The sequence below is a fragment of the Enterobacter sp. Acro-832 genome (assembly GCF_011752745.1).
Taxonomy (GTDB): domain Bacteria; phylum Pseudomonadota; class Gammaproteobacteria; order Enterobacterales; family Enterobacteriaceae; genus Enterobacter; species Enterobacter quasiroggenkampii.
The window spans coordinates 611,849-631,585 of record NZ_VWWX01000003.1 but is presented as its reverse complement, the minus strand read 5'-3'; the positions used below and the strand labels follow the sequence as shown (position 1 = coordinate 631,585).

Sequence of the window (19,737 nt, the reverse complement as noted above, 5' to 3'; positions counted from 1 at the left end):
GGAGAAAGGATGAAACTGTCACGCGTGAGTGCCGTTAACTGGAACAAAATCCAGGACGATAAAGACCTGGAGGTATGGAACCGCCTGACCAGCAACTTCTGGCTGCCGGAAAAGGTCCCGCTCTCCAACGATATTCCGGCCTGGCAAACCCTGAGCCACGCCGAGCAGCAGCTGACGATCCGCGTCTTTACCGGCCTGACGCTGCTCGACACCATTCAAAATACCGTCGGCGCACCGGCTCTGATGAGTGACGCGATGACGCCGCACGAAGAGGCGGTGATGTCGAACATCAGCTTTATGGAGGCGGTGCACGCCCGCTCCTACAGTTCGATTTTCTCCACGCTGTGCCAGACCAAAGACGTGGACGCGGCCTACGCATGGAGTGAAGCGAGCGAGTCACTACAGAGAAAGGCGGAGCTGGTGCTGACGTATTATCGGGACGACGAGCCGCTGAAGAAGAAGATCGCCAGCGTGTTTCTGGAATCCTTCCTCTTCTATTCTGGCTTCTGGCTGCCCATGTACTGGTCGAGCCGGGGCAAGCTCACCAACACCGCCGATTTGATTCGCCTCATCATTCGTGATGAAGCGGTGCACGGGTATTACATCGGCTATAAGTATCAGAAAGGGCTGGAAAAGGTCAGCGACGCGGAGCGAGAGGAGCTCAAGGGATTTGCGCTCGATTTGCTGATGGATCTGTACGACAACGAGCTGAGCTATACCGAAGAACTCTACGCTGGTACAGGCTGGGAGGAAGACGTGAAGGCCTTCCTCTGCTACAACGCCAACAAGGCGCTGATGAACCTGGGTTACGAGGCGCTTTTCCCACCGGAGATGGCGGAGGTGAACCCGGCGATTCTGTCCGCGCTGTCGCCCAACGCCGACGAAAACCACGATTTCTTCTCCGGGTCGGGTTCATCGTACGTGATGGGCAAAGCGGTGGAAACTGAGGATGAAGACTGGGATTTTTAATGAACGTTAACGTTCGTTAATTTAATATAAACCCAACAATTTCCTCTCTAATATTTACAAAGCAACTACACTGTCATTTCTGCGTCATATTCGCCTGAATCACCCGATTCAGGCGAAATTCTCCTGCGCCACAGCAAAAAATTGAGAAAAATTCAGATCACGCTCAGCCCTTTACTCATGGGAAATTCAGCCGTTTCGCTTCCCTGAAAATTCACGTCATAAGTAAAACCAGGGTTGTCTCAGATTCTCAGTATGTTAGGGTTATGCCCGTTATCAATTTACCATGGTAATCATATCGACATAAACAAATAACAGGACACTCTCTATTGCATGGCAATTAAATTAGAAGTGAAAAATCTTTATAAAGTATTTGGCGAGCATCCGCAGCGCGCATTCAAATATATTGAGAAAGGCCTTTCGAAAGAGCAAATTCTGGAAAAAACCGGGCTATCGCTTGGCGTTAAAGACGCCAGTCTGGCCATTGAAGAAGGCGAGATTTTTGTCATCATGGGATTATCCGGTTCGGGTAAATCCACTATGGTTCGCCTTCTCAATCGCCTGATTGAACCCACCCGCGGACAGGTGCTGATTGACGGCGTGGATATCGCCAGAATATCAGACGCCGAGCTTCGCGAGGTGCGCAGAAAGAAGATTGCGATGGTATTCCAGTCATTCGCGCTGATGCCGCACATGACGGTACTGGATAATACCGCCTTCGGCATGGAATTAGCCGGAACGCCTGCGCAGGAACGTCAGGAAAAAGCCCTTGATGCCCTGCGTCAGGTTGGGCTGGAAAATTATGCGCATGCGTACCCGGATGAACTTTCCGGCGGTATGCGTCAGCGCGTGGGATTAGCCCGCGCATTAGCCATTAATCCAGACATTTTATTAATGGACGAAGCTTTCTCCGCCCTCGATCCGTTAATTCGCACCGAGATGCAGGATGAGCTGGTAAAATTACAGGCTAAACATCAGCGAACCATTGTCTTTATTTCCCACGATTTGGATGAAGCCATGCGTATTGGCGACCGTATAGCCATTATGCAAAACGGTGAAGTGGTGCAGGTCGGCACGCCGGATGAAATACTCAATAATCCGGCGAATGATTATGTCCGCACCTTCTTCCGCGGCGTGGATATTAGCCAGGTTTTTAGCGCCAAAGATATTGCCCGTCGAACGCCAAACGGCATTATTCGTAAAACCCCAGGCTTCGGCCCGCGCTCGGCGCTTAAGCTGCTGCAGGACGAAGACCGTGAATACGGTTATCTGGTTGAACGCGGCAATAAATTTGTCGGCGTTGTCTCCATCGACTCTCTGAAAACCGCGCTCAGCGAAAACCAGGGGATCGATGCGGCGTTGATTGACGCTCCGCTTGCCGTGGACGCCGAAACGCCGCTCAGCGAGTTGCTCTCTCACGTAGGGCAGGCGCCGTGCGCCGTGCCGGTCGTGGGTGAGGAACAACAGTACGTCGGCATCATCTCAAAACGGATGCTGCTGCAGGCTTTAGATCGCGAGGGGGCAAACAATGGCTGACCAAACTAACCCGTGGGGTACCACTGAAGCGGCGGATAACGCTGCACAATCCGCCGACGCGTGGGGTTCCACGCCAGCCCCCGCCGACGGCGGCGGCGCGGCAGACTGGCTGAACAGCGCCCCCGCGCCTGCGCCAGAACATTTCAACATCATGGACCCGTTCCATAAAACGCTGATCCCGCTGGACAGCTGGGTCACGGAGGGGATCGACTGGGTGGTGACGCACTTCCGCCCGGTGTTCCAGGGGATCCGCATCCCGGTGGATTACATCCTGAACGGCTTCCAGCAGCTGATGCTGGGCATGCCGGCACCGGTGGCGATTATCCTGTTCTCCCTGATCGCCTGGCAGTTTGGCAGCGCCGGCATGGGTGTCGCCACGCTGATTTCGCTGATTGCCATCGGCGCGATTGGGGCCTGGTCGCAGGCGATGATCACCCTGGCGCTGGTGCTGACCGCCCTGCTCTTTTGCATTGTCATCGGCCTGCCGATGGGGATCTGGCTGGCGCGCAGCCCGCGGGCAGCGAAGATTATCCGTCCGCTGCTGGATGCAATGCAGACCACCCCGGCGTTCGTCTATCTGGTGCCGATTGTGATGCTGTTCGGCATCGGCAACGTGCCGGGCGTGGTGGTCACCATTATCTTTGCCCTGCCGCCGATTATTCGTCTGACCATTCTCGGGATCAACCAGGTGCCTGCGGACCTGATCGAAGCGTCACGCTCGTTCGGTGCCAGCCCGCGCCAGATGCTGTTTAAGGTTCAGCTCCCGCTGGCCATGCCAACCATCATGGCGGGCGTTAACCAGACGCTGATGCTGGCCCTGTCGATGGTGGTGATTGCCTCGATGATCGCCGTTGGCGGTCTCGGTCAGATGGTGCTGCGCGGCATTGGCCGTCTCGACATGGGGCTGGCCACCGTCGGCGGCGTCGGGATTGTCATCCTCGCCATTATTCTTGACCGCCTGACCCAGGCCGTCGGTCGCGATTCACGCAGTCGCGGCAACCGTCGCTGGTATTCCACCGGCCCTGTCGGGTTACTCACCCGCCCCTTTAGAAAATAAGGAACAACGATGCGACATAACGTCCTTTTTGCCACAGCGTTTGCCACCCTTGTCTCCACCAGCACGTTCGCGGCTGATCTGCCGGGCAAAGGCATTACCGTGCAGCCGGTGCAGAGCACCATTTCGGAAGAGAGCTTCCAGACCCTGATCGTCAGCCGCGCGCTGGAAAAACTCGGCTACACGGTTAACACGCCGAGCGAAGTGGATTACAACGTGGGCTATACCTCGATTGCCTCCGGTGACGCCACCTTCACCGCCGTGAACTGGCAGCCGCTGCACGACGACATGTATGCCGCCGCCGGTGGCGACAAGAAATTCTACCGTGAAGGCACCTTTGTCACCGGCGCGGCGCAGGGATATCTGATCGACAAGAAAACCGCCGACCAGTACCACATCACCAATATCGAACAGCTGAAAGATCCGAAGATCGCCAAACTGTTCGACACCAACGGTGACGGCAAGGCCGACATGATGGGCTGCTCGCCGGGCTGGGGCTGCGAAGCGGTGATTAACCACCAGAACAAGGCGTTCGATCTGGCGAAAACGGTCGACGTGAGCCACGGCAACTATTCTGCGATGATGGCCGACACCATTGCCCGCTTCAAAGAGGGTAAACCGGTGATTTACTACACCTGGACGCCATACTGGGTGAGCGACGTGCTGAAGCCGGGGAAAGACGTGGTGTGGCTGCAGGTGCCGTTCTCCTCCCTCCCGGGCGAGCAGAAAGATATCGACACCAAACTGCCGAACGGCATGAACTACGGCTTCCCGGTGAACACCATGCATATCGTGGCGAACAAAGCCTGGGCCGAGAAAAACCCGGCCGCGGCGAAGCTGTTCTCGGTGATGAAGCTGCCGCTGGCGGACATCAACGCCCAGAACGCGATGATGCACGCGGGTAAATCGTCTGAGGCAGATGTCAAAGGCCACGTCGACGGCTGGATCAAAGCCCACCAGCAGCAGTTTGACGGCTGGGTGAAAGAGGCGCTTGAAGCGCAGAAGTAAAAAACAAAACCCTACCCCTCGCCCTAACCCTCTCCCCAAAGGGGAGAGGACTGGGGTGAGGGGCTAACCGCACAAACACACACATAACAATCCCCCAACATTCACAATCATTCGCTATTATGGTTTCCGGAAAAATAATCACTTAACTAACGATTCCTGAAACCAATGACAAAAACAGCTCAAGGGCTTAGCCCCGCACTCATTCTTTTAATGTCCGTGGCCACGGGTCTGGCCGTCGCCAGCAACTATTACGCGCAACCTCTTCTCGACACCATCGCCCGCGCGTTTGACCTTTCCGCCAGTTCAGCAGGCTTTATTGTCACCGCAGCCCAGCTCGGTTATGCCGCCGGGCTGCTGTTCCTGGTGCCGCTCGGCGATATGTTTGAACGCCGAATGCTGATCGTCTCCATGACCCTGCTGGCCGCCGGTGGGATGCTGATCACCGCCAGCAGCCAGTCGCTGACGATGATGATTATCGGTACCGCGCTGACGGGGTTGTTCTCCGTAGTAGCGCAAATTCTGGTCCCGCTCGCAGCGACCCTCGCCTCCCCGGAAAAACGCGGCAAGGTGGTGGGCACCATCATGAGCGGCCTGCTGCTGGGGATTTTGCTGGCGCGTACCGTTGCCGGGCTGCTGGCAAGCCTCGGCGGCTGGCGCACCGTATACTGGGTGGCGAGCGTGCTGATGGTCGTCATGGCGCTGGCGCTGTGGCGCGGTCTGCCAAAAGTGAAGCAGGAAAATCACCTGAACTACCCGCAGCTGCTGGCCTCCGTTTTCAGCCTGTTCACTCAGGATAAACTTCTGCGCACCCGCGCTCTGCTGGGCTGCTTCACCTTCGCCAACTTCAGCATTCTGTGGACGTCGATGGCGTTTCTGCTGGCCGCGCCGCCGTTCAATTATTCCGAAGGGGTGATTGGCCTGTTCGGTCTGGCCGGTGCCGCAGGCGCACTGGGCGCGCGTCCCGCAGGCGGGCTGGCCGACAAGGGCAAATCCCATCTGACCACCTCCGCGGGGCTGGTATTACTCCTGCTCTCCTGGGCGGCAATCTGGTATGGGCACGTCTCGGTGCTGGCGCTGATCGTCGGTATCCTGGTGCTCGATCTCACCGTGCAGGGCGTTCACATCACCAATCAGACCGTCATCTATCGCGTTAAGCCAGAGGCGCGTAACCGCCTGACGGCCGGGTACATGACCAGCTACTTCATTGGCGGCGCGGCGGGCTCGCTCATTTCCGCCTCGGCATGGCAGCATGCCGGCTGGTCAGGGGTATGTGCGATCGGCGCCATCGTCGCCACGCTTAACCTGCTAGTATGGTGGCGCGGCTACCATCGTCAGGATGCAATTCATTAAGTTTTACATTGCGTTGGCCTCTTAGGGTGTTAAGAGGCCCTTCACTCTGTTAATGTAAACGCAATCATTTATCCCAGAAATTTTAATGTGGGTGACATATTTACAATTGGCATGAATAGTTCAGACCCCCGTCCTCACATCCTCTCTTCAGCGGGTTCACACCCTACGCTTTCTGTGCTCACCGGGTCACGGACTTACCCGGCGCTTTCTGATGGTGACATTAATTTGGCGGATATAACCGCACAAATAATTCATTTACATTATTTGTCACTATCGTTACTATATCGGCTGTAATTAATGAGGTTATGCCCAAATGGATAGTTCGTTTACGCCCATTGAACAAATGCTTAAATTCCGCGCCAGTCGCCATGAGGACTTCCCGTACCAGGAAATCCTGCTGACTCGCCTGTGCATGCACATGCAGGGTAAGCTACTGGAAAACCGTAATAAAATGCTGAAAGCTCAAGGGATTAACGAGACATTGTTTATGGCGTTGATCACGCTGGAGTCTCAGGAAAACCACAGCATTCAGCCTTCCGAGCTGAGCTGCGCGCTGGGCTCCTCCCGTACCAATGCGACCCGAATTGCCGATGAGCTCGAAAAGCGTGGCTGGATTGAGCGCCGTGAAAGCGACAACGATCGCCGCTGCCTGCATCTGCAACTGACCGATAAAGGTCACCAGTTCCTGCGCGAGGTGCTGCCACCTCAGCACAATTGCCTGCACAAACTCTGGTCCGCCCTCAGCACCGCCGAGCGTGACCAGCTTGAGCACATCACTCGCAAGCTGCTCACCCGTCTGGACCAGATGGATGAAGACGGCGCCGTTCTTGAGGCGCTGCGCTAACGCGACGACACGCTCACCATTCCAGATTCATAAGAAAACCGACAGGCCAGCACGTCACACTGCTGGCCTTTCTGACAACAGGTCGGCTCAGCCGATGTGAAAATAAGAAGATCGTGGAGAACAACAATGAGCGCAAATGCGGAGAGCACTACCCCGCAGCAACCGGCCAACAAGAAAGGCAAACGTAAGAGCGCCCTTCTTCTGTTGACCTTGCTCTTTATCATTATTGCCGTGGCATATGGGATCTATTGGTTTTTAGTACTGCGTCATGCTGAAGAGACTGACGACGCGTACGTGGCAGGGAACCAGGTACAAATTATGGCGCAGGTGTCGGGCAGCGTGACGAAAGTCTGGGCTGACAATACCGACTTTGTGCAAAAAGGCGATGTGTTGGTGACTCTCGATCCAACCGACGCCCAGCAGGCGTTTGAAAAAGCACAGACCGCGCTGGCCTCCAGCGTCCGTCAGACCCGCCAGCTGATGATCAACAGCAAGCAGCTGCAGGCCAACATCGACGTGCAGAAAACTGCACTCGCACAGGCGCAGAGCGATCTGAACCGCCGCGTGCCGCTCGGCACCGCCAACCTGATTGGCCGTGAAGAGCTGCAGCACGCCCGCGACGCCGTCGCCAGCGCTCAGGCACAGCTGGATGTGGCCATTCAACAGTACAACGCCAACCAGGCGATGGTGCTGGGCACCAGCCTGGAAAACCAGCCCGCCGTTCAGCAGGCGGCGACCGAAGTGCGCAACGCGTGGCTTGCCCTGCAGCGTACTAAAATCGTCAGCCCAATGACCGGCTATGTCTCCCGTCGTTCCGTTCAGCCTGGGGCGCAGATTAGCCCGACCACGCCGCTGATGGCGGTCGTACCGGCAGACAACCTGTGGGTCGACGCCAACTTTAAAGAGACGCAGCTTGCGCATATGCGTATCGGCCAGACCGCGACGGTTGTCAGCGACATCTATGGCGATGACGTGAAGTACACCGGGAAAGTGGTGGGTCTGGATATGGGGACCGGCAGCGCCTTCTCCCTGCTGCCTGCGCAGAACGCCACCGGTAACTGGATCAAAGTCGTACAGCGTCTGCCCGTGCGTATCGAACTGGATGCCAAACAGCTGGCGGATCACCCGCTGCGTATCGGCCTGTCAACGCTGGTGACGGTTGACACCGCCAACCGCGACGGTCAGATCCTGGCAAGCCAGGTGCGTAGCAGCCCGGCTTATGAAAGTAACGCCCGTGAAATTAGCCTCGATCCGGTCAACAAGCTGATCGATGACATCGTGAAGGCAAACGCCGGTTAATCCGAAGGTGAGCGTTATGCAACAGCAAAAGCCGCAAAAACCGCTGGAAGGCGCGCAGCTGGTCATTATGACCATTGCGCTGTCGCTGGCGACATTCATGCAGGTGCTGGACTCCACCATCGCAAACGTGGCGATCCCAACCATCGCCGGTAACCTTGGCTCGTCGCTGAGCCAGGGGACCTGGGTCATTACCTCGTTTGGGGTGGCAAACGCCATCTCCATTCCGATCACCGGCTGGCTGGCAAAGCGCGTCGGTGAGGTGAAGCTGTTCCTCTGGTCCACGGTGGCGTTTGTACTGGCCTCGTGGGCGTGCGGCATGTCCAGCAGCCTGACGATGCTGATTTTCTTCCGCGTCATTCAAGGGATTGTCGCGGGGCCGCTGATCCCGCTCTCCCAGAGTTTGCTGCTGAGCAACTACCCTCCCGCAAAACGTTCCGTCGCGCTGGCGCTCTGGTCGATGACCGTTATCGTCGCGCCTATCTGCGGACCGATTCTGGGCGGGTACATCAGCGATAACTACCACTGGGGCTGGATCTTCTTCATCAACGTACCGATTGGCGCCGTCGTGGTATTGATGACGCTGCAGTCGCTGCGGGGACGAGAGACGCGCACCGAACAACGGCGTATTGACAGCATCGGGCTGGCGCTGCTGATCCTGGGTATCGGCAGTCTGCAGATCATGCTCGACCGCGGTAAAGAGCTCGACTGGTTCAACTCGCAGGAAATTATCATCCTGACCATTGTCGCGGTGGTGTCGATCAGCTTCCTGATCGTCTGGGAGCTGACGGACGACAACCCGATAGTCGATCTTTCGCTGTTTAAGTCGCGAAACTTCACCATCGGCTGCCTGTGTATCAGCCTCGCCTATATGCTCTACTTCGGCGCGATTGTGCTGCTGCCGCAGCTGTTGCAGGAGGTGTATGGCTATACCGCCACCTGGGCGGGTCTGGCGTCGGCCCCTGTCGGGGTGATCCCGGTCCTGCTGTCGCCGATAATTGGCCGCTTCGCCCATAAGCTCGACATGCGTCGGCTGGTGACGTTCAGCTTCATCATGTATGCGGTGTGCTTCTACTGGCGTGCGTATACCTTTGAGCCGGGAATGGACTTTGGCGCCTCGGCGTGGCCGCAGTTCATTCAGGGCTTCGCGGTGGCGTGCTTCTTTATGCCGCTGACCACCATCACGCTCTCTGGCTTACCGCCCGAGCGTCTGGCGGCCGCGTCGAGCCTGTCGAACTTCACCCGTACGCTGGCGGGCTCCATCGGTACGTCGATCACCACCACCCTGTGGACGAACCGCGAATCGATGCACCACGCGCAGCTGACCGAAGCAGTGAACCCGTACAACCCGAATGCTCAGCAGATGTATAGCCAGCTTCAGGGGATGGGAATGACGGAGCAGCAGGCGTCCGGCTGGATTGCCCAGCAGATCACCAACCAGGGGCTGATTATCTCGGCCAACGAGATTTTCTGGATATCGGCAGGGATCTTTATCATCCTGCTGGGGCTGGTGTGGTTTGCCAGACCGCCGTTTGGTGCCGGTGGCGGCGGTGGCGGCGCGCACTAGTCTTGTGCGCGGGTTGCTCGCTCTGTGCGACGGTTGCCCGGTGGCGCTACGCTTACCGGGCCTACGAACGTAGGCCGGATAAGGCGGAGCCGCCATCCGGCAAAAAACCGCACTGTGTCCAGAACGCGACAGCCATTGTCAGTTCCGATAAAGCAGCGCGCCTGAAATCGATTCACGATAGTGAAAAGACAACAGGAGCGCATCATGCTGAACACACCCGCCGACAAGTACCAACCCTATCCCACCCTTTCCCTGCCCGACCGTCGCTGGCCGGAGCAACGCATTACCCGCGCGCCGCGCTGGCTCTCGACCGACCTGCGCGACGGCAACCAGGCCCTTGCCGAGCCGATGGACAGCGCCCGCAAGCTGCAGTTCTGGGCTCTGCTGCTGGACTGCGGATTCAAAGAGATCGAGGTTGCCTTTCCTTCCGCCTCACAGACGGATTTCAACTTCGTTCGCCAGCTGATTGAAGAGAACCGCATCCCGGATGACGTGACGATTCAGGTGCTCACTCAGGCACGGGAAGATCTCATCCATCGCACTTTTGAATCCCTGCGCGGCGCGAAGCAGGCTACCGTGCATCTGTATAACGCCACCGCTCCTCTGTTCCGCCGCCTGGTCTTCGGCATGGAGAAAGCGCAAATCGTTGAGCTGGCGACGCGCTCGACGCGGCTTATTCGCCAGCTGTGTGAGGAAAATCCCGACACCCGCTGGCAATATGAATACTCCCCGGAAACCTTCTGCTTTACCGAGCCGGAGTTTGCGCTGGAGATTTGTGAAGCCGTGGCGGAAATCTGGCAGCCGTGCGACGAGCGGCCTATGGTGATCAACTTACCTGCCACCGTCGAAGTGAGCACGCCGAACGTCTATGCCGACCAGATCGAGTACTTCTGTCGCCACTTCAGCCGCCGACGTGATGTCTGCATCAGCGTGCATCCGCATAACGACCGCGGTACCGGCGTCGCCTGCGCGGAGCTGGCCGTAATGGCGGGGGCTGACCGCGTGGAGGGCTGTCTGTTTGGTAACGGGGAACGTACGGGCAACGTCTGCCTGGTAACGCTGGCGATGAACCTCTACAGCCAGGGGGTTAGCCCGAATCTGGACTTTAGCGATATGAATCGGGTGGTGGAAGTGGTGGAAACCTGCAATCAGCTGCCGGTCCACCCGCGCCATCCGTGGGCAGGACGGCTGGCCTATACCGCCTTCTCCGGTTCGCACCAGGACGCGATTAAAAAAGGCTTTGATGCCCGCAGGCCAGGCGATCGCTGGGAGATGCCTTACCTGCCCGTCGATCCCCAGGATATCGGCTGCACCTACGAAGCGGTGATCCGCGTAAACAGCCAGTCAGGAAAAAGCGGCAGCGCGTGGCTGATTGAGCAGAATCATGGTCTGAAACTGCCCCGCGCCCTGCAGCAGGATTTCAGCCAGCACGTGCAGCAGGAAACCGATCGTCACGGAAAAGAGATGACGCAAAATGCGCTGTGGCAGCTGTTCCGCACCCGCTACGGCCTGGTGGCAACGCCGCACTATGCGCTGCAATCCTACCGCAGCGATAGCCAGCAGGACGGCCAGCTGCGTTTGACGGCCAGCGTCGTCACACAGGGAGGAACGCGCCAGCTGGAAGGTCAGGGTAACGGTCTGCTCTCCGCCGCCGCTCACGGCCTGAGCCGCTGGGTCAACGCCCCGTTCGTGATTAAGGATTATCACGAGCATACGTTAGGTGAACGCAGCGACAGCCGCTCGGTGGCCTACATCCGCTGTCTGTTCCAGGACGGCAGCAGCCGCTGGGGCGTGGGCATTGATAGCGACGTGGCGCGCGCGTCGCTTCAGGCGCTCTTTAACGCCGTCAGTCGTTCTTAAAGTAATCGCTGGGGGAGACGCCCATCACCCGACGGAACATGGCCGTAAAGGCGCTGTGACTGCCGTACCCCAGATCCAGCGCCACGCGTAATACCGGCTGGCCCTGCGCCAGCCGCACTAAGGCTTCCAGCAGGCGCGCCCTTCTCACCCACTCTCCGTAGCTTAATCCCGTCTGCTGCTGAAAATGGCGGTTCAGCGTGCGCTCGCTCATGTTCATCATGCTCGCAGCCTGCGCGCTGCTCCAGCTTTCACCCGGGTGTTGCCGGATTTGCAGACACAGGCGACGTAGCGCCTTACTTTCCGGCTCCGGCAGGTGAAACGGCAGCACCGGCATAGTGCGGATTTCATCGAGAATGAGCTCATAGACGCGCTCATCCCGGCTTCCGGGTGAGTACGATTCAGGTAAAGCAAGGCAGACGAGGATCAGCTCGCGCAGCAGCGGCGTGATCTGCACTATCTGGCAGGTGGCCGGGAGATCGGCCCGCGCCAGCGGATCGATAAACAGCGTTCGCGCCGCCACGTTGCCGGTAATGCGCAAGGAATGCTGCGTGCCCGCAGGCAGCCAGACGCCGCGACCAGGAGGAACAACCCAACAGCCTGATGCGGTCTCCACCCGTACCACGCCGCTCAGGGTGTGCAGCAGCTGTGCGCAGTCGTGCTTGTGCCAGGGTTCGCTGTCACCATGAACGTAATCATGGGCAAACGGAACGAGGGGACGGTGGGTAAAGGAGAAGGTTAAGGTTGTGGTCAAAGGAGGCACCAACACAATGTAGGCCCGGTAAGCGAAGCGCCACCGGGCATCCACAGGCACAATACTAGATGTGCAGTTCCTGCAGTTTTTCTTTCGGCAGGGCCAGCTCTTCGTTGCTGTTCACGCGCACATCACGCTCGATGATATGACGCGCGATTTCCTGCGCTTCTTCCAGAGAGTGCATCTGGTAGGTACCGCACTGGTAAACGTTCAGCTCAGGGATCTGGTTCTGCTCTTTCACCTTCAGCACGTCCTGCATGGCCGCTTTCCAGGCATCTGCCACACGTTTCTCTTCAGGCTGACCAATCAGGCTCATGTAGAAACCGGTACGGCAGCCCATCGGAGAGATATCGATGATCTCAACGCCGTTGCCGTTCAGGTGGTCACGCATGAAGCCAGCGAACAGGTGTTCCAGCGTATGAATGCCTTTCTCCGGCATCACTTCTTTGTTTGGCACGCAGAAACGCAGATCGAAGACGGTGATCGTGTCGCCGTGCGGGGTGTGCATGGTCTTCGCCACGCGGACTGCAGGTGCTTCCATACGGGTATGGTCGACAGTAAAGCTATCTAATAACGGCATACGTCACCTCCGATAGTGATTTTTTTTAAAATAAACTGAACTCTTCTACAGAATGCGCGTCTGAGTATATGAAAGACGCGCATTTGTTATCATCATCCCTGAATTCAGAGATGTATATTTTGGCCACAGCGATGTGGCCTTTTTCTTTTCTGCTTAAGCCTGCTTCGCCAGAAACGCCTCAAACGACTCGGTATCCGCCGCTTCAACCTCTTTCTGACGCACAACGGACGCTTCGCGTTCCGCGACAAAATCTGCTTCGCTCAGGATTTCTAACGGCTCCTGGATCAGCATCTCACGGTACTCCGCCGAGAGTGAACGCCCCGTACCACCAATGCCCTGATCAATCATAGAACGCAGAATGCGTGCTGAGAACGTCAGTTCCGGGTTATCAAAGCATTCCACCAGCTGGTCGCAAATCTGTTGATACGCATCCCCGCCGTCGATGCTGTCCATCGTCCGGGCAACACGCTTCAGATCGCGGAACAGATCTTTGCCGACTTTCGTCAGCGGGAACTGTGCCGTTTCGCAGCCGATACCCAGCGTCAGACCTGGCTTACGCCCTTCCAGAATCACGCGGTTCCAGTTTGTACGGGTACAGAGCAGTTCGTCTGAACTCATTTCCGGCGCATCCGCCAGCACGCACCAGACCATAAACAGATCCAGGAAGCGAATCTGCTGTTCATCAACGCCAATCGGTGAAAACGGGTTGATATCCAGCGAGCGCACTTCAATGTATTCGATCCCGCCGCGCTGCAGCGCATCCGACGGGGTTTCGCCGCTGCGCGTCACGCGCTTAGGACGAATAGGCGCATAGAGCTCGTTTTCAATCTGCAGCACATTACTGTTGATCTGCAAACGCTTACCGTCTTTTTCGAGGCCGATTTTCTCGTACTCTTCCGACGGGGTTTTGATCGCCCGCTTCAATCCTGCCACATATTCGTGCAATTCGTTAAACGTAATACCGAGATTGCTTTGCGATTTATTGGTATAGCCGAGATCGCTCAGGCGCAGAGAGGTGGCGTACGGAAGATAGTACATTCCGCAGTCAGTCTTCTCGAACGGCAGCGTCGTCGGTTTTCCCTGCAGGAAGGATGAGCAAATAGCAGGCGATGCGCCGAACAGATACGGGATCACCCAGCCGAAACGGTAATAGTTTCGGATCAGGCGGAAGTAGCCTGCTGAGATGGCATCTTTATCCGTTTCACCGCATTTTGCTTCCCAGAATGCCATTGGCAACGAGAAGTTGTAGTGCACGCCAGAGATGGTCTGCATCAACGCGCCGTAGCGGTTTTTTAGCCCCTCACGGTAGAGCGTTTTCAGCCTGCCGATATTTGACGTGCCGTACTGTGCCAGCTCAATCTCCTGGCCCTGCTCGATATAGCACGGCATGCTGAGGGGCCACATGCGCTCGTCGCCCAGGTTGCGCGCGGTGTAGCGATGAATATCGCGCATGATCGTCAGCATATGATCAATATCACCCTCTACTGGGGTGATGAACTCCAGCAGCGCTTCAGCGAAATCGGTTGTGATCCATTTATGTGTCAGCGCCGAGCCTAACGCCTTCGGGTGACCCGTTGTCGCTAAACTACCGTCCGCGTTAACGCGCAGCGTTTCACGCTCGAGACCACGCTGAATACCCTTCAATGCCTGAGGGTGGTTTTCCAGCCAGGCCAGCGCCTGAGATACGTCCGGGATCAAATTGACCTCCCGCCTGTCAAAGTAATGTTACTCAGCATAATTGTAATGGTTGACGATTGAAGGTCGCGTATTCATTCCACCAATTAGTGCCACCACGTCATACCCTGCAGCGTTGCCCATGCCACGAGGACATAACGCAACGCCTTGCCAAGGCACAAAAAAAAGAGCACCGGTCCCCAGGAGATGCGCATCCATCCCGCCAGCAGACACAGTAAATCGCCTATTACAGGCATCCAGCTTAATAACAGCGTGGCAGCGCCATAGCGTTTTAGCCAGCCGACTGCCTTTTCCTGCCAGCGCGATTTTTCACGCAGCGGAAAGAAACGCCCAAGAATAACGTTAGTCAGCCCTCCAAGGCTATTACCCATTGTTGCTATTACTACAAGCAGCCAGGGCTGACTCACGCCAGACAACAGCATCGCCACCAGCACCACTTCCGAATTGCCCGGTAACAGCGTGGCGCTGAGAAAACTGCTGGCGAATAATGAGGCAAGTGACAGCGCGTCACTCACAGTAAGCGCACATCCACCGCATCCATTCCGGCATCACGCGCGGCCTGGATGCCGAAATCGGCGTCTTCAAACACGACGCATTTTGCCGCCGGGACGCCCATTAATTCTGCGCAGAGCAGGAAGGTGTCCGGTGCAGGCTTGTGATGTTTAACATGATCGGCGGCAACCACGGCAGAGAAATAGTGGCGCAGGCCAAGATGATTGAGTAATGCCTCTGCAATCGCGCTTTCGCTGCCCGTCCCCACCGACATCGGGCGACGCCCGTGCCACTCTTTTACCACATCAATCAGCGGCAAAGGACGTACGGTATCCAAAAGCATGGCTTTTACCGCATCGGTTTTTTCGCGTGCGAGCAGGTGCGGGTCGAGATCGGCCTGATTCAGTTCAATCACGGCCTGTGCAATACGCCAGGTTGGGGAGCCATTGAGGGCGATCATCGCCTGAAGGTCGAAACGCATACCGTAGCGGCCCAGGACGTCGGTCCAGGCTTGACGATGCGTGGGTTCGGTATCCAGAAGGGTACCATCCATATCGAAGATCAAACCGTCATACTGTGCGTACATCGTGCTCTCGCTAACCGATTAACAAAGCATTACTTTATCGTAAATGGTGGTTTTTGTCGCTGACAGAGAGTGTGATTGCTGACGGAACGTCGAAGGAATAAACAAAGAAGGAGAAGATGGTGCATCCGGGAGGATTCGAACCTCCGACCGCTCGGTTCGTAGCCGAGTACTCTATCCAGCTGAGCTACGGATGCATCGGGAAATGCTTTTAGAAACAGTAATGGTGCATCCGGGAGGATTCGAACCTCCGACCGCTCGGTTCGTAGCCGAGTACTCTATCCAGCTGAGCTACGGATGCATCAGGGTACTGCTTTCAGAAATAGTAAATGGTGCATCCGGGAGGATTCGAACCTCCGACCGCTCGGTTCGTAGCCGAGTACTCTATCCAGCTGAGCTACGGATGCATCGGGATTTACTACTGTACTGCTCGATATTCATATCACTTCTAAAGCAATATGAAGTAATAGATGGTGCATCCGGGAGGATTCGAACCTCCGACCGCTCGGTTCGTAGCCGAGTACTCTATCCAGCTGAGCTACGGATGCAAAATGGCGGTGAGGCGGGGATTCGAACCCCGGATGCAGCTTTTGACCGCATACTCCCTTAGCAGGGGAGCGCCTTCAGCCTCTCGGCCACCTCACCACACAACGCCTCTTTCGAGTGCTTCGAGCAACTCGTTAAGAGCTTCTCGTCGCTGCGTGGCGCATATATTACTTTCTGGGACTTATAAGTCAAACAATTTTCCAAAAGCTTTTATCGTTTGCACAAATCACACGCAATTCGCATGTAAAAGCCGCAAAGAGGGTGTTTTATAAGCGGATTTTGCAGGCATCTTCACAGAAAACTGATGCAGAAATGACAGTGTTGGGACGAGATAAGGGTAGCGGAGTGGTTAAAAAGAGAGCGATTGAAATTAAACGGTAACTTTGAGCAGGAAAAATAGCGGGAGGGTTGCGTCTCGCCCGACAGCGAGACGCGACAATATCAGTAACTGGACTGCTGGGATTTTTCAGCCTGGATACGCTGGTAGATCTCTTCACGGTGGACAGATACTTCTTTAGGAGCGTTAACACCAATACGTACCTGGTTACCCTTTACCCCTAAAACTGTCACGGTGACCTCATCCCCAATCATGAGGGTCTCACCAACTCGACGAGTCAGAATCAGCATTCTTTGCTCCTTGAAAGATTAAAAGAGTCGGGTCTCTTGTATCCCGGCATTATCCATCATATAACGCCAAAAAGTAAGCGATGACAAACACGTAAAGTGTAAGCAGTCACGGCATCACATTCTGTTAAACGTAAGTTTAGCCGATATACACAAACTCAACCTGACTTTATCGTTATCGATAGCACAGTGAACAAGACGCCATAACGTTACCGCTATGGCGTCTGCTTGTGCTTTGTAGTTATTACAGTTTCGCGCTTACCCAGCTTTCAACGCTGGCTAATGCCGCAGGAAGTGCCGCCGCATCCGTACCACCGGCTTGCGCCATGTCCGGACGACCGCCACCCTTGCCGCCCACCTGCTGAGCGACCATACCAATCAGTTCCCCTGCTTTTACGCGGTCAGTCACATCCTTAGAGACGCCCGCAATCAGAGAAACCTTACCTTCTGCCACTGTCGCCAGCACGATAACGGTAGAACCAAGCTGGTTCTTGAGATCGTCGACCATAGTACGCAGCATCTTAGGCTCAACGCCCGCCAGATCGCTGACCAGCAGTTTGACGCCCTTAATGTCTACAGCCTTGCTGGAGAGGTTTGCACTCTCCTGCGCCGCAGCCTGCTCTTTCAGCTGCTGCAGCTCTTTTTCCAGCTGACGCGTGCGATCCAGCGCAACGCGCACTTTCTCGCCCAGGTTCTGGCTATCGCCTTTCAGTAGCTGCGCGATGTCGTGCAGCTGATCGCTCTGCGCATGCAGGCTGGCAATCGCACCTTCACCGGTCACCGCTTCAATACGACGCACACCTGCCGCCGTTCCCGACTCGGAAACAATGCGGAACAGGCCGATATCACCGGTGCGCGAGGCGTGCGTACCGCCGCACAGCTCGGTAGAGAAGTCGCCCATGCTCAGCACGCGAACGCGCTCGTCGTATTTCTCGCCAAACAGCGCCATCGCACCTTTTTTCTTCGCGTCTTCGAGATCCATGATATGGGTCTCGATTGGCAGGTTACGACGGATCTGCGCATTCACCAGATCTTCCACCGCACGGATTTCAGACGGCTTCATCGCTTCAAAATGCGAGAAGTCGAAGCGCAGCACTTTGTCGTTAACCAGAGAACCTTTCTGTGCAACATGGGTACCGAGTACGTCGCGCAGGGCAGCGTGCATCAGGTGGGTTGCCGAGTGGTTCAGACGAATGCGCGCGCGGCGAGCTTCATCAACGTTAGCCTGGACGCCCTCGCCCACTTTCAGAGAACCGGAAACCAGTTTGCCCTGGTGACCAATCGCCTGACCGTATTTTTGAGTGTCGGTCACGCTGAAGCTAAAGCCATTGCCCTTCAGTTCGCCTTTATCGCCAACCTGGCCGCCGGATTCGGCGTAGAACGGCGTTTTGTCCAGAATGACTACGGCTTCCTGGCCCGCGCTGATGCTGTCTACGGCTTTACCGTCAACAAACAGAGCGGTCACTTTGCCGGTCAGTTCCAGCGCCTCATAGCCTTTGAATTCAGACGCGCTGTCAACGCGGATCATCGCGTTGTAGTCTGCACCGAAGCCGCTGGACTCGCGCGCACGACGGCGCTGCTCTTCCATCGCGGCTTCGAAGCCCGCTTCGTCAACTTTGATGTTACGCTCGCGGCAAACGTCCGCCGTCAGGTCAACCGGGAAGCCGTAGGTGTCGTACAGGCGGAAAGCAGTTTCGCCATCCAGCGTGTCGCCCTTAAGCTTCGCCAGCTCTTCGTCCAGCAGCGCCAGACCGCGCTCCAGCGTACGGGCAAACTGCTCTTCTTCGGTTTTCAGAACCTGCTCTACCTGCGCCTGCTGGCGTTTCAGCTCGTCACCGGCTGACCCCATCACGCCAATCAGTGGCCCAACGAGTTTATAGAAGAAGGTGTCTTTCGCGCCCAGCATGTTGCCGTGACGGATAGCACGACGAATGATACGACGCAGCACGTAGCCACGGTTTTCATTTGACGGGATAACGCCATCGGCAATCAGGAACGCGCAGGAACGAATGTGGTCCGCGATAACGCGCAGCGATTTGTTGTTCAGATCGGTCGCGCCGGTCACTTCGGCAACGGCTTTGATCAGGGTGCTGAACAGGTCAATCTCATAGTTGGAGTTAACGTGCTGCAGTACCGCGGCAATACGCTCCAGACCCATACCGGTATCAACGGACGGCTTCGGCAGCGGCTCCATCGTACCGTCGGCCTGACGGTTAAACTGCATGAAGACGATGTTCCAGATCTCAATGTAGCGATCGCCGTCTTCTTCCGGGCTGCCAGGAGGGCCGCCCCAGATGTGGTCGCCGTGATCGTAGAAGATCTCGGTGCACGGACCGCAAGGACCGGTGTCACCCATCTGCCAGAAGTTATCGGACGCGTAAGGCGCGCCTTTGTTATCGCCGATGCGAATAATACGCTCGCGCGGGATCCCGACTTCTTTTTCCCAGATTTCGTAGGCTTCGTCATCGGTTTCATAGACGGTAACCCACAGACGCTCTTTCGGCAGGTTGAACCAGTTTTCACCGGTCAGCAGTTCCCACGCATATTGAATAGCATCGTGTTTAAAGTAGTCGCCGAAGCTGAAGTTACCCAGCATTTCGAAGAAGGTGTGGTGACGCGCGGTGTAACCGACGTTTTCCAGGTCGTTGTGTTTACCGCCCGCACGCACGCAACGCTGTGAGGTTGTGGCGCGGGAATAATTACGCTTGTCGAGACCAAGGAACACATCCTTGAACTGGTTCATCCCGGCGTTGGTAAACAGCAGAGTCGGATCGTTGTTCGGTACCAGGGAGCTGCTGGCAACAACCTGGTGTCCCTTACTATGGAAAAAATCGAGAAACGCCTGACGGATCTCAGCGGTGCTCTTGCTCATAATTATCCTGAAATCAAGCTAACGAAATGTCGTAGCCAGCCTGTATCGGTAAACCGTTGGACAGACCAGCTACTGGAAAAAGTGGGAATAAGATAAGTTTTCTTTGGTGGGAA

General features: G+C 56.4%; 16 protein-coding genes and 5 tRNA genes. 9 read left to right on the top strand and 12 right to left on the bottom strand.

Annotated features, from left to right (window positions below; all coding sequences use genetic code 11):
• Positions 1-9 precede the first annotated feature (9 nt).
• The 9 genes from nrdF (at position 10) to leuA (ending at position 11,481) form a co-directional block, all read left to right on the top strand.
• On the top strand, positions 10-969 hold the full coding sequence (nrdF, locus tag F3J31_RS14455) for a class 1b ribonucleoside-diphosphate reductase subunit beta (RefSeq protein ID WP_167213768.1): 960 nt from the start codon (positions 10-12) through the stop codon (positions 967-969).
• A gap of 330 nt (positions 970-1,299) precedes the next feature.
• Positions 1,300-2,502 (top strand): glycine betaine/L-proline ABC transporter ATP-binding protein ProV, encoded by a 1,203-nt coding sequence (gene proV / locus F3J31_RS14450; protein WP_008502574.1) that lies wholly within the window; start codon positions 1,300-1,302, stop codon positions 2,500-2,502.
• Entirely contained in the window at positions 2,495-3,559 is a 1,065-nt protein-coding gene (proW, locus tag F3J31_RS14445) for a glycine betaine/L-proline ABC transporter permease ProW (RefSeq protein WP_008502575.1), read from the top strand. Before proV ends, proW begins: the two co-directional genes overlap by 8 nt.
• 9 nt (positions 3,560-3,568) lie before the next feature.
• The gene (gene proX / locus F3J31_RS14440) at positions 3,569-4,564 is read left to right on the top strand and encodes a glycine betaine/L-proline ABC transporter substrate-binding protein ProX (protein ID WP_048029249.1); all 996 of its coding nucleotides are present in this window, start codon (positions 3,569-3,571) and stop codon (positions 4,562-4,564) included.
• 165 nt (positions 4,565-4,729) lie between these two features.
• On the top strand, positions 4,730-5,914 hold the full coding sequence (locus F3J31_RS14435) for an MFS transporter (protein ID WP_111967739.1): 1,185 nt from the start codon (positions 4,730-4,732) through the stop codon (positions 5,912-5,914).
• A 313-nt stretch (positions 5,915-6,227) separates the two neighbouring features.
• Positions 6,228-6,758 (top strand): transcriptional repressor MprA, encoded by a 531-nt coding sequence (gene mprA / locus F3J31_RS14430; protein WP_023308933.1) that lies wholly within the window; start codon positions 6,228-6,230, stop codon positions 6,756-6,758.
• A gap of 126 nt (positions 6,759-6,884) precedes the next feature.
• Positions 6,885-8,057, top strand: a complete 1,173-nt coding sequence (gene emrA / locus F3J31_RS14425; RefSeq protein WP_045909303.1) for a multidrug efflux MFS transporter periplasmic adaptor subunit EmrA — start codon at positions 6,885-6,887, stop codon at positions 8,055-8,057.
• A gap of 16 nt (positions 8,058-8,073) precedes the next feature.
• The gene (gene emrB, locus F3J31_RS14420; RefSeq protein ID WP_115876129.1) at positions 8,074-9,621 is read left to right on the top strand and encodes a multidrug efflux MFS transporter permease subunit EmrB; all 1,548 of its coding nucleotides are present in this window, start codon (positions 8,074-8,076) and stop codon (positions 9,619-9,621) included.
• 204 nt (positions 9,622-9,825) lie between these two features.
• Positions 9,826-11,481, top strand: a complete 1,656-nt coding sequence (gene leuA / locus F3J31_RS14415) for a 2-isopropylmalate synthase (protein WP_167213765.1) — start codon at positions 9,826-9,828, stop codon at positions 11,479-11,481.
• Here the strand turns inward: leuA and F3J31_RS14410 are convergent.
• From F3J31_RS14410 to alaS, 12 genes are all read right to left on the bottom strand, one after another.
• Positions 11,468-12,232, bottom strand: a complete 765-nt coding sequence (locus F3J31_RS14410; protein ID WP_167213762.1) for a helix-turn-helix transcriptional regulator — start codon at positions 12,230-12,232, stop codon at positions 11,468-11,470. The two genes, leuA and F3J31_RS14410, sit on opposite strands and share 14 nt — an antisense overlap.
• Before the next feature lie 64 nt (positions 12,233-12,296).
• Positions 12,297-12,812 carry an S-ribosylhomocysteine lyase gene (gene luxS / locus F3J31_RS14405; RefSeq protein ID WP_014833019.1) on the bottom strand — a complete coding sequence of 172 codons (516 nt, stop codon included), beginning with the start codon at positions 12,810-12,812 and terminating at the stop codon, positions 12,297-12,299.
• A gap of 153 nt (positions 12,813-12,965) precedes the next feature.
• The gene (gshA, locus tag F3J31_RS14400; RefSeq protein WP_045909305.1) at positions 12,966-14,510 is read right to left on the bottom strand and encodes a glutamate--cysteine ligase; all 1,545 of its coding nucleotides are present in this window, start codon (positions 14,508-14,510) and stop codon (positions 12,966-12,968) included.
• 83 nt (positions 14,511-14,593) lie between these two features.
• Entirely contained in the window at positions 14,594-15,022 is a 429-nt protein-coding gene (locus tag F3J31_RS14395; RefSeq protein WP_021241956.1) for a YqaA family protein, read from the bottom strand.
• Complete coding sequence (gene yqaB, locus F3J31_RS14390; RefSeq protein WP_032648006.1) at positions 15,019-15,585, bottom strand: fructose-1-phosphate/6-phosphogluconate phosphatase; 567 nt, start codon at positions 15,583-15,585, stop codon at positions 15,019-15,021. The genes F3J31_RS14395 and yqaB overlap by 4 nt, the downstream gene beginning before the upstream one ends.
• A gap of 117 nt (positions 15,586-15,702) precedes the next feature.
• Positions 15,703-15,779, bottom strand: a tRNA-Arg gene (locus tag F3J31_RS14385).
• 27 nt (positions 15,780-15,806) lie between these two features.
• Positions 15,807-15,883: transfer RNA gene (locus tag F3J31_RS14380), tRNA-Arg, on the bottom strand.
• 29 nt (positions 15,884-15,912) lie between these two features.
• Positions 15,913-15,989 (bottom strand) — tRNA-Arg (locus tag F3J31_RS14375).
• Between the two features lie 64 nt (positions 15,990-16,053).
• Positions 16,054-16,130, bottom strand: a tRNA-Arg gene (locus tag F3J31_RS14370).
• Positions 16,131-16,134: 4 nt separating this feature from the next.
• Positions 16,135-16,227, bottom strand: a tRNA-Ser gene (locus F3J31_RS14365).
• A gap of 342 nt (positions 16,228-16,569) precedes the next feature.
• Positions 16,570-16,755 (bottom strand): carbon storage regulator CsrA, encoded by a 186-nt coding sequence (gene csrA / locus F3J31_RS14360; RefSeq protein ID WP_000906486.1) that lies wholly within the window; start codon positions 16,753-16,755, stop codon positions 16,570-16,572.
• A 241-nt stretch (positions 16,756-16,996) separates the two neighbouring features.
• A complete protein-coding gene (gene alaS / locus F3J31_RS14355) occupies positions 16,997-19,624 on the bottom strand; it encodes an alanine--tRNA ligase (RefSeq protein WP_008499543.1) in 2,628 nt (875 codons plus the stop codon).
• Between the last annotated feature and the right edge of the window lie 113 nt (positions 19,625-19,737).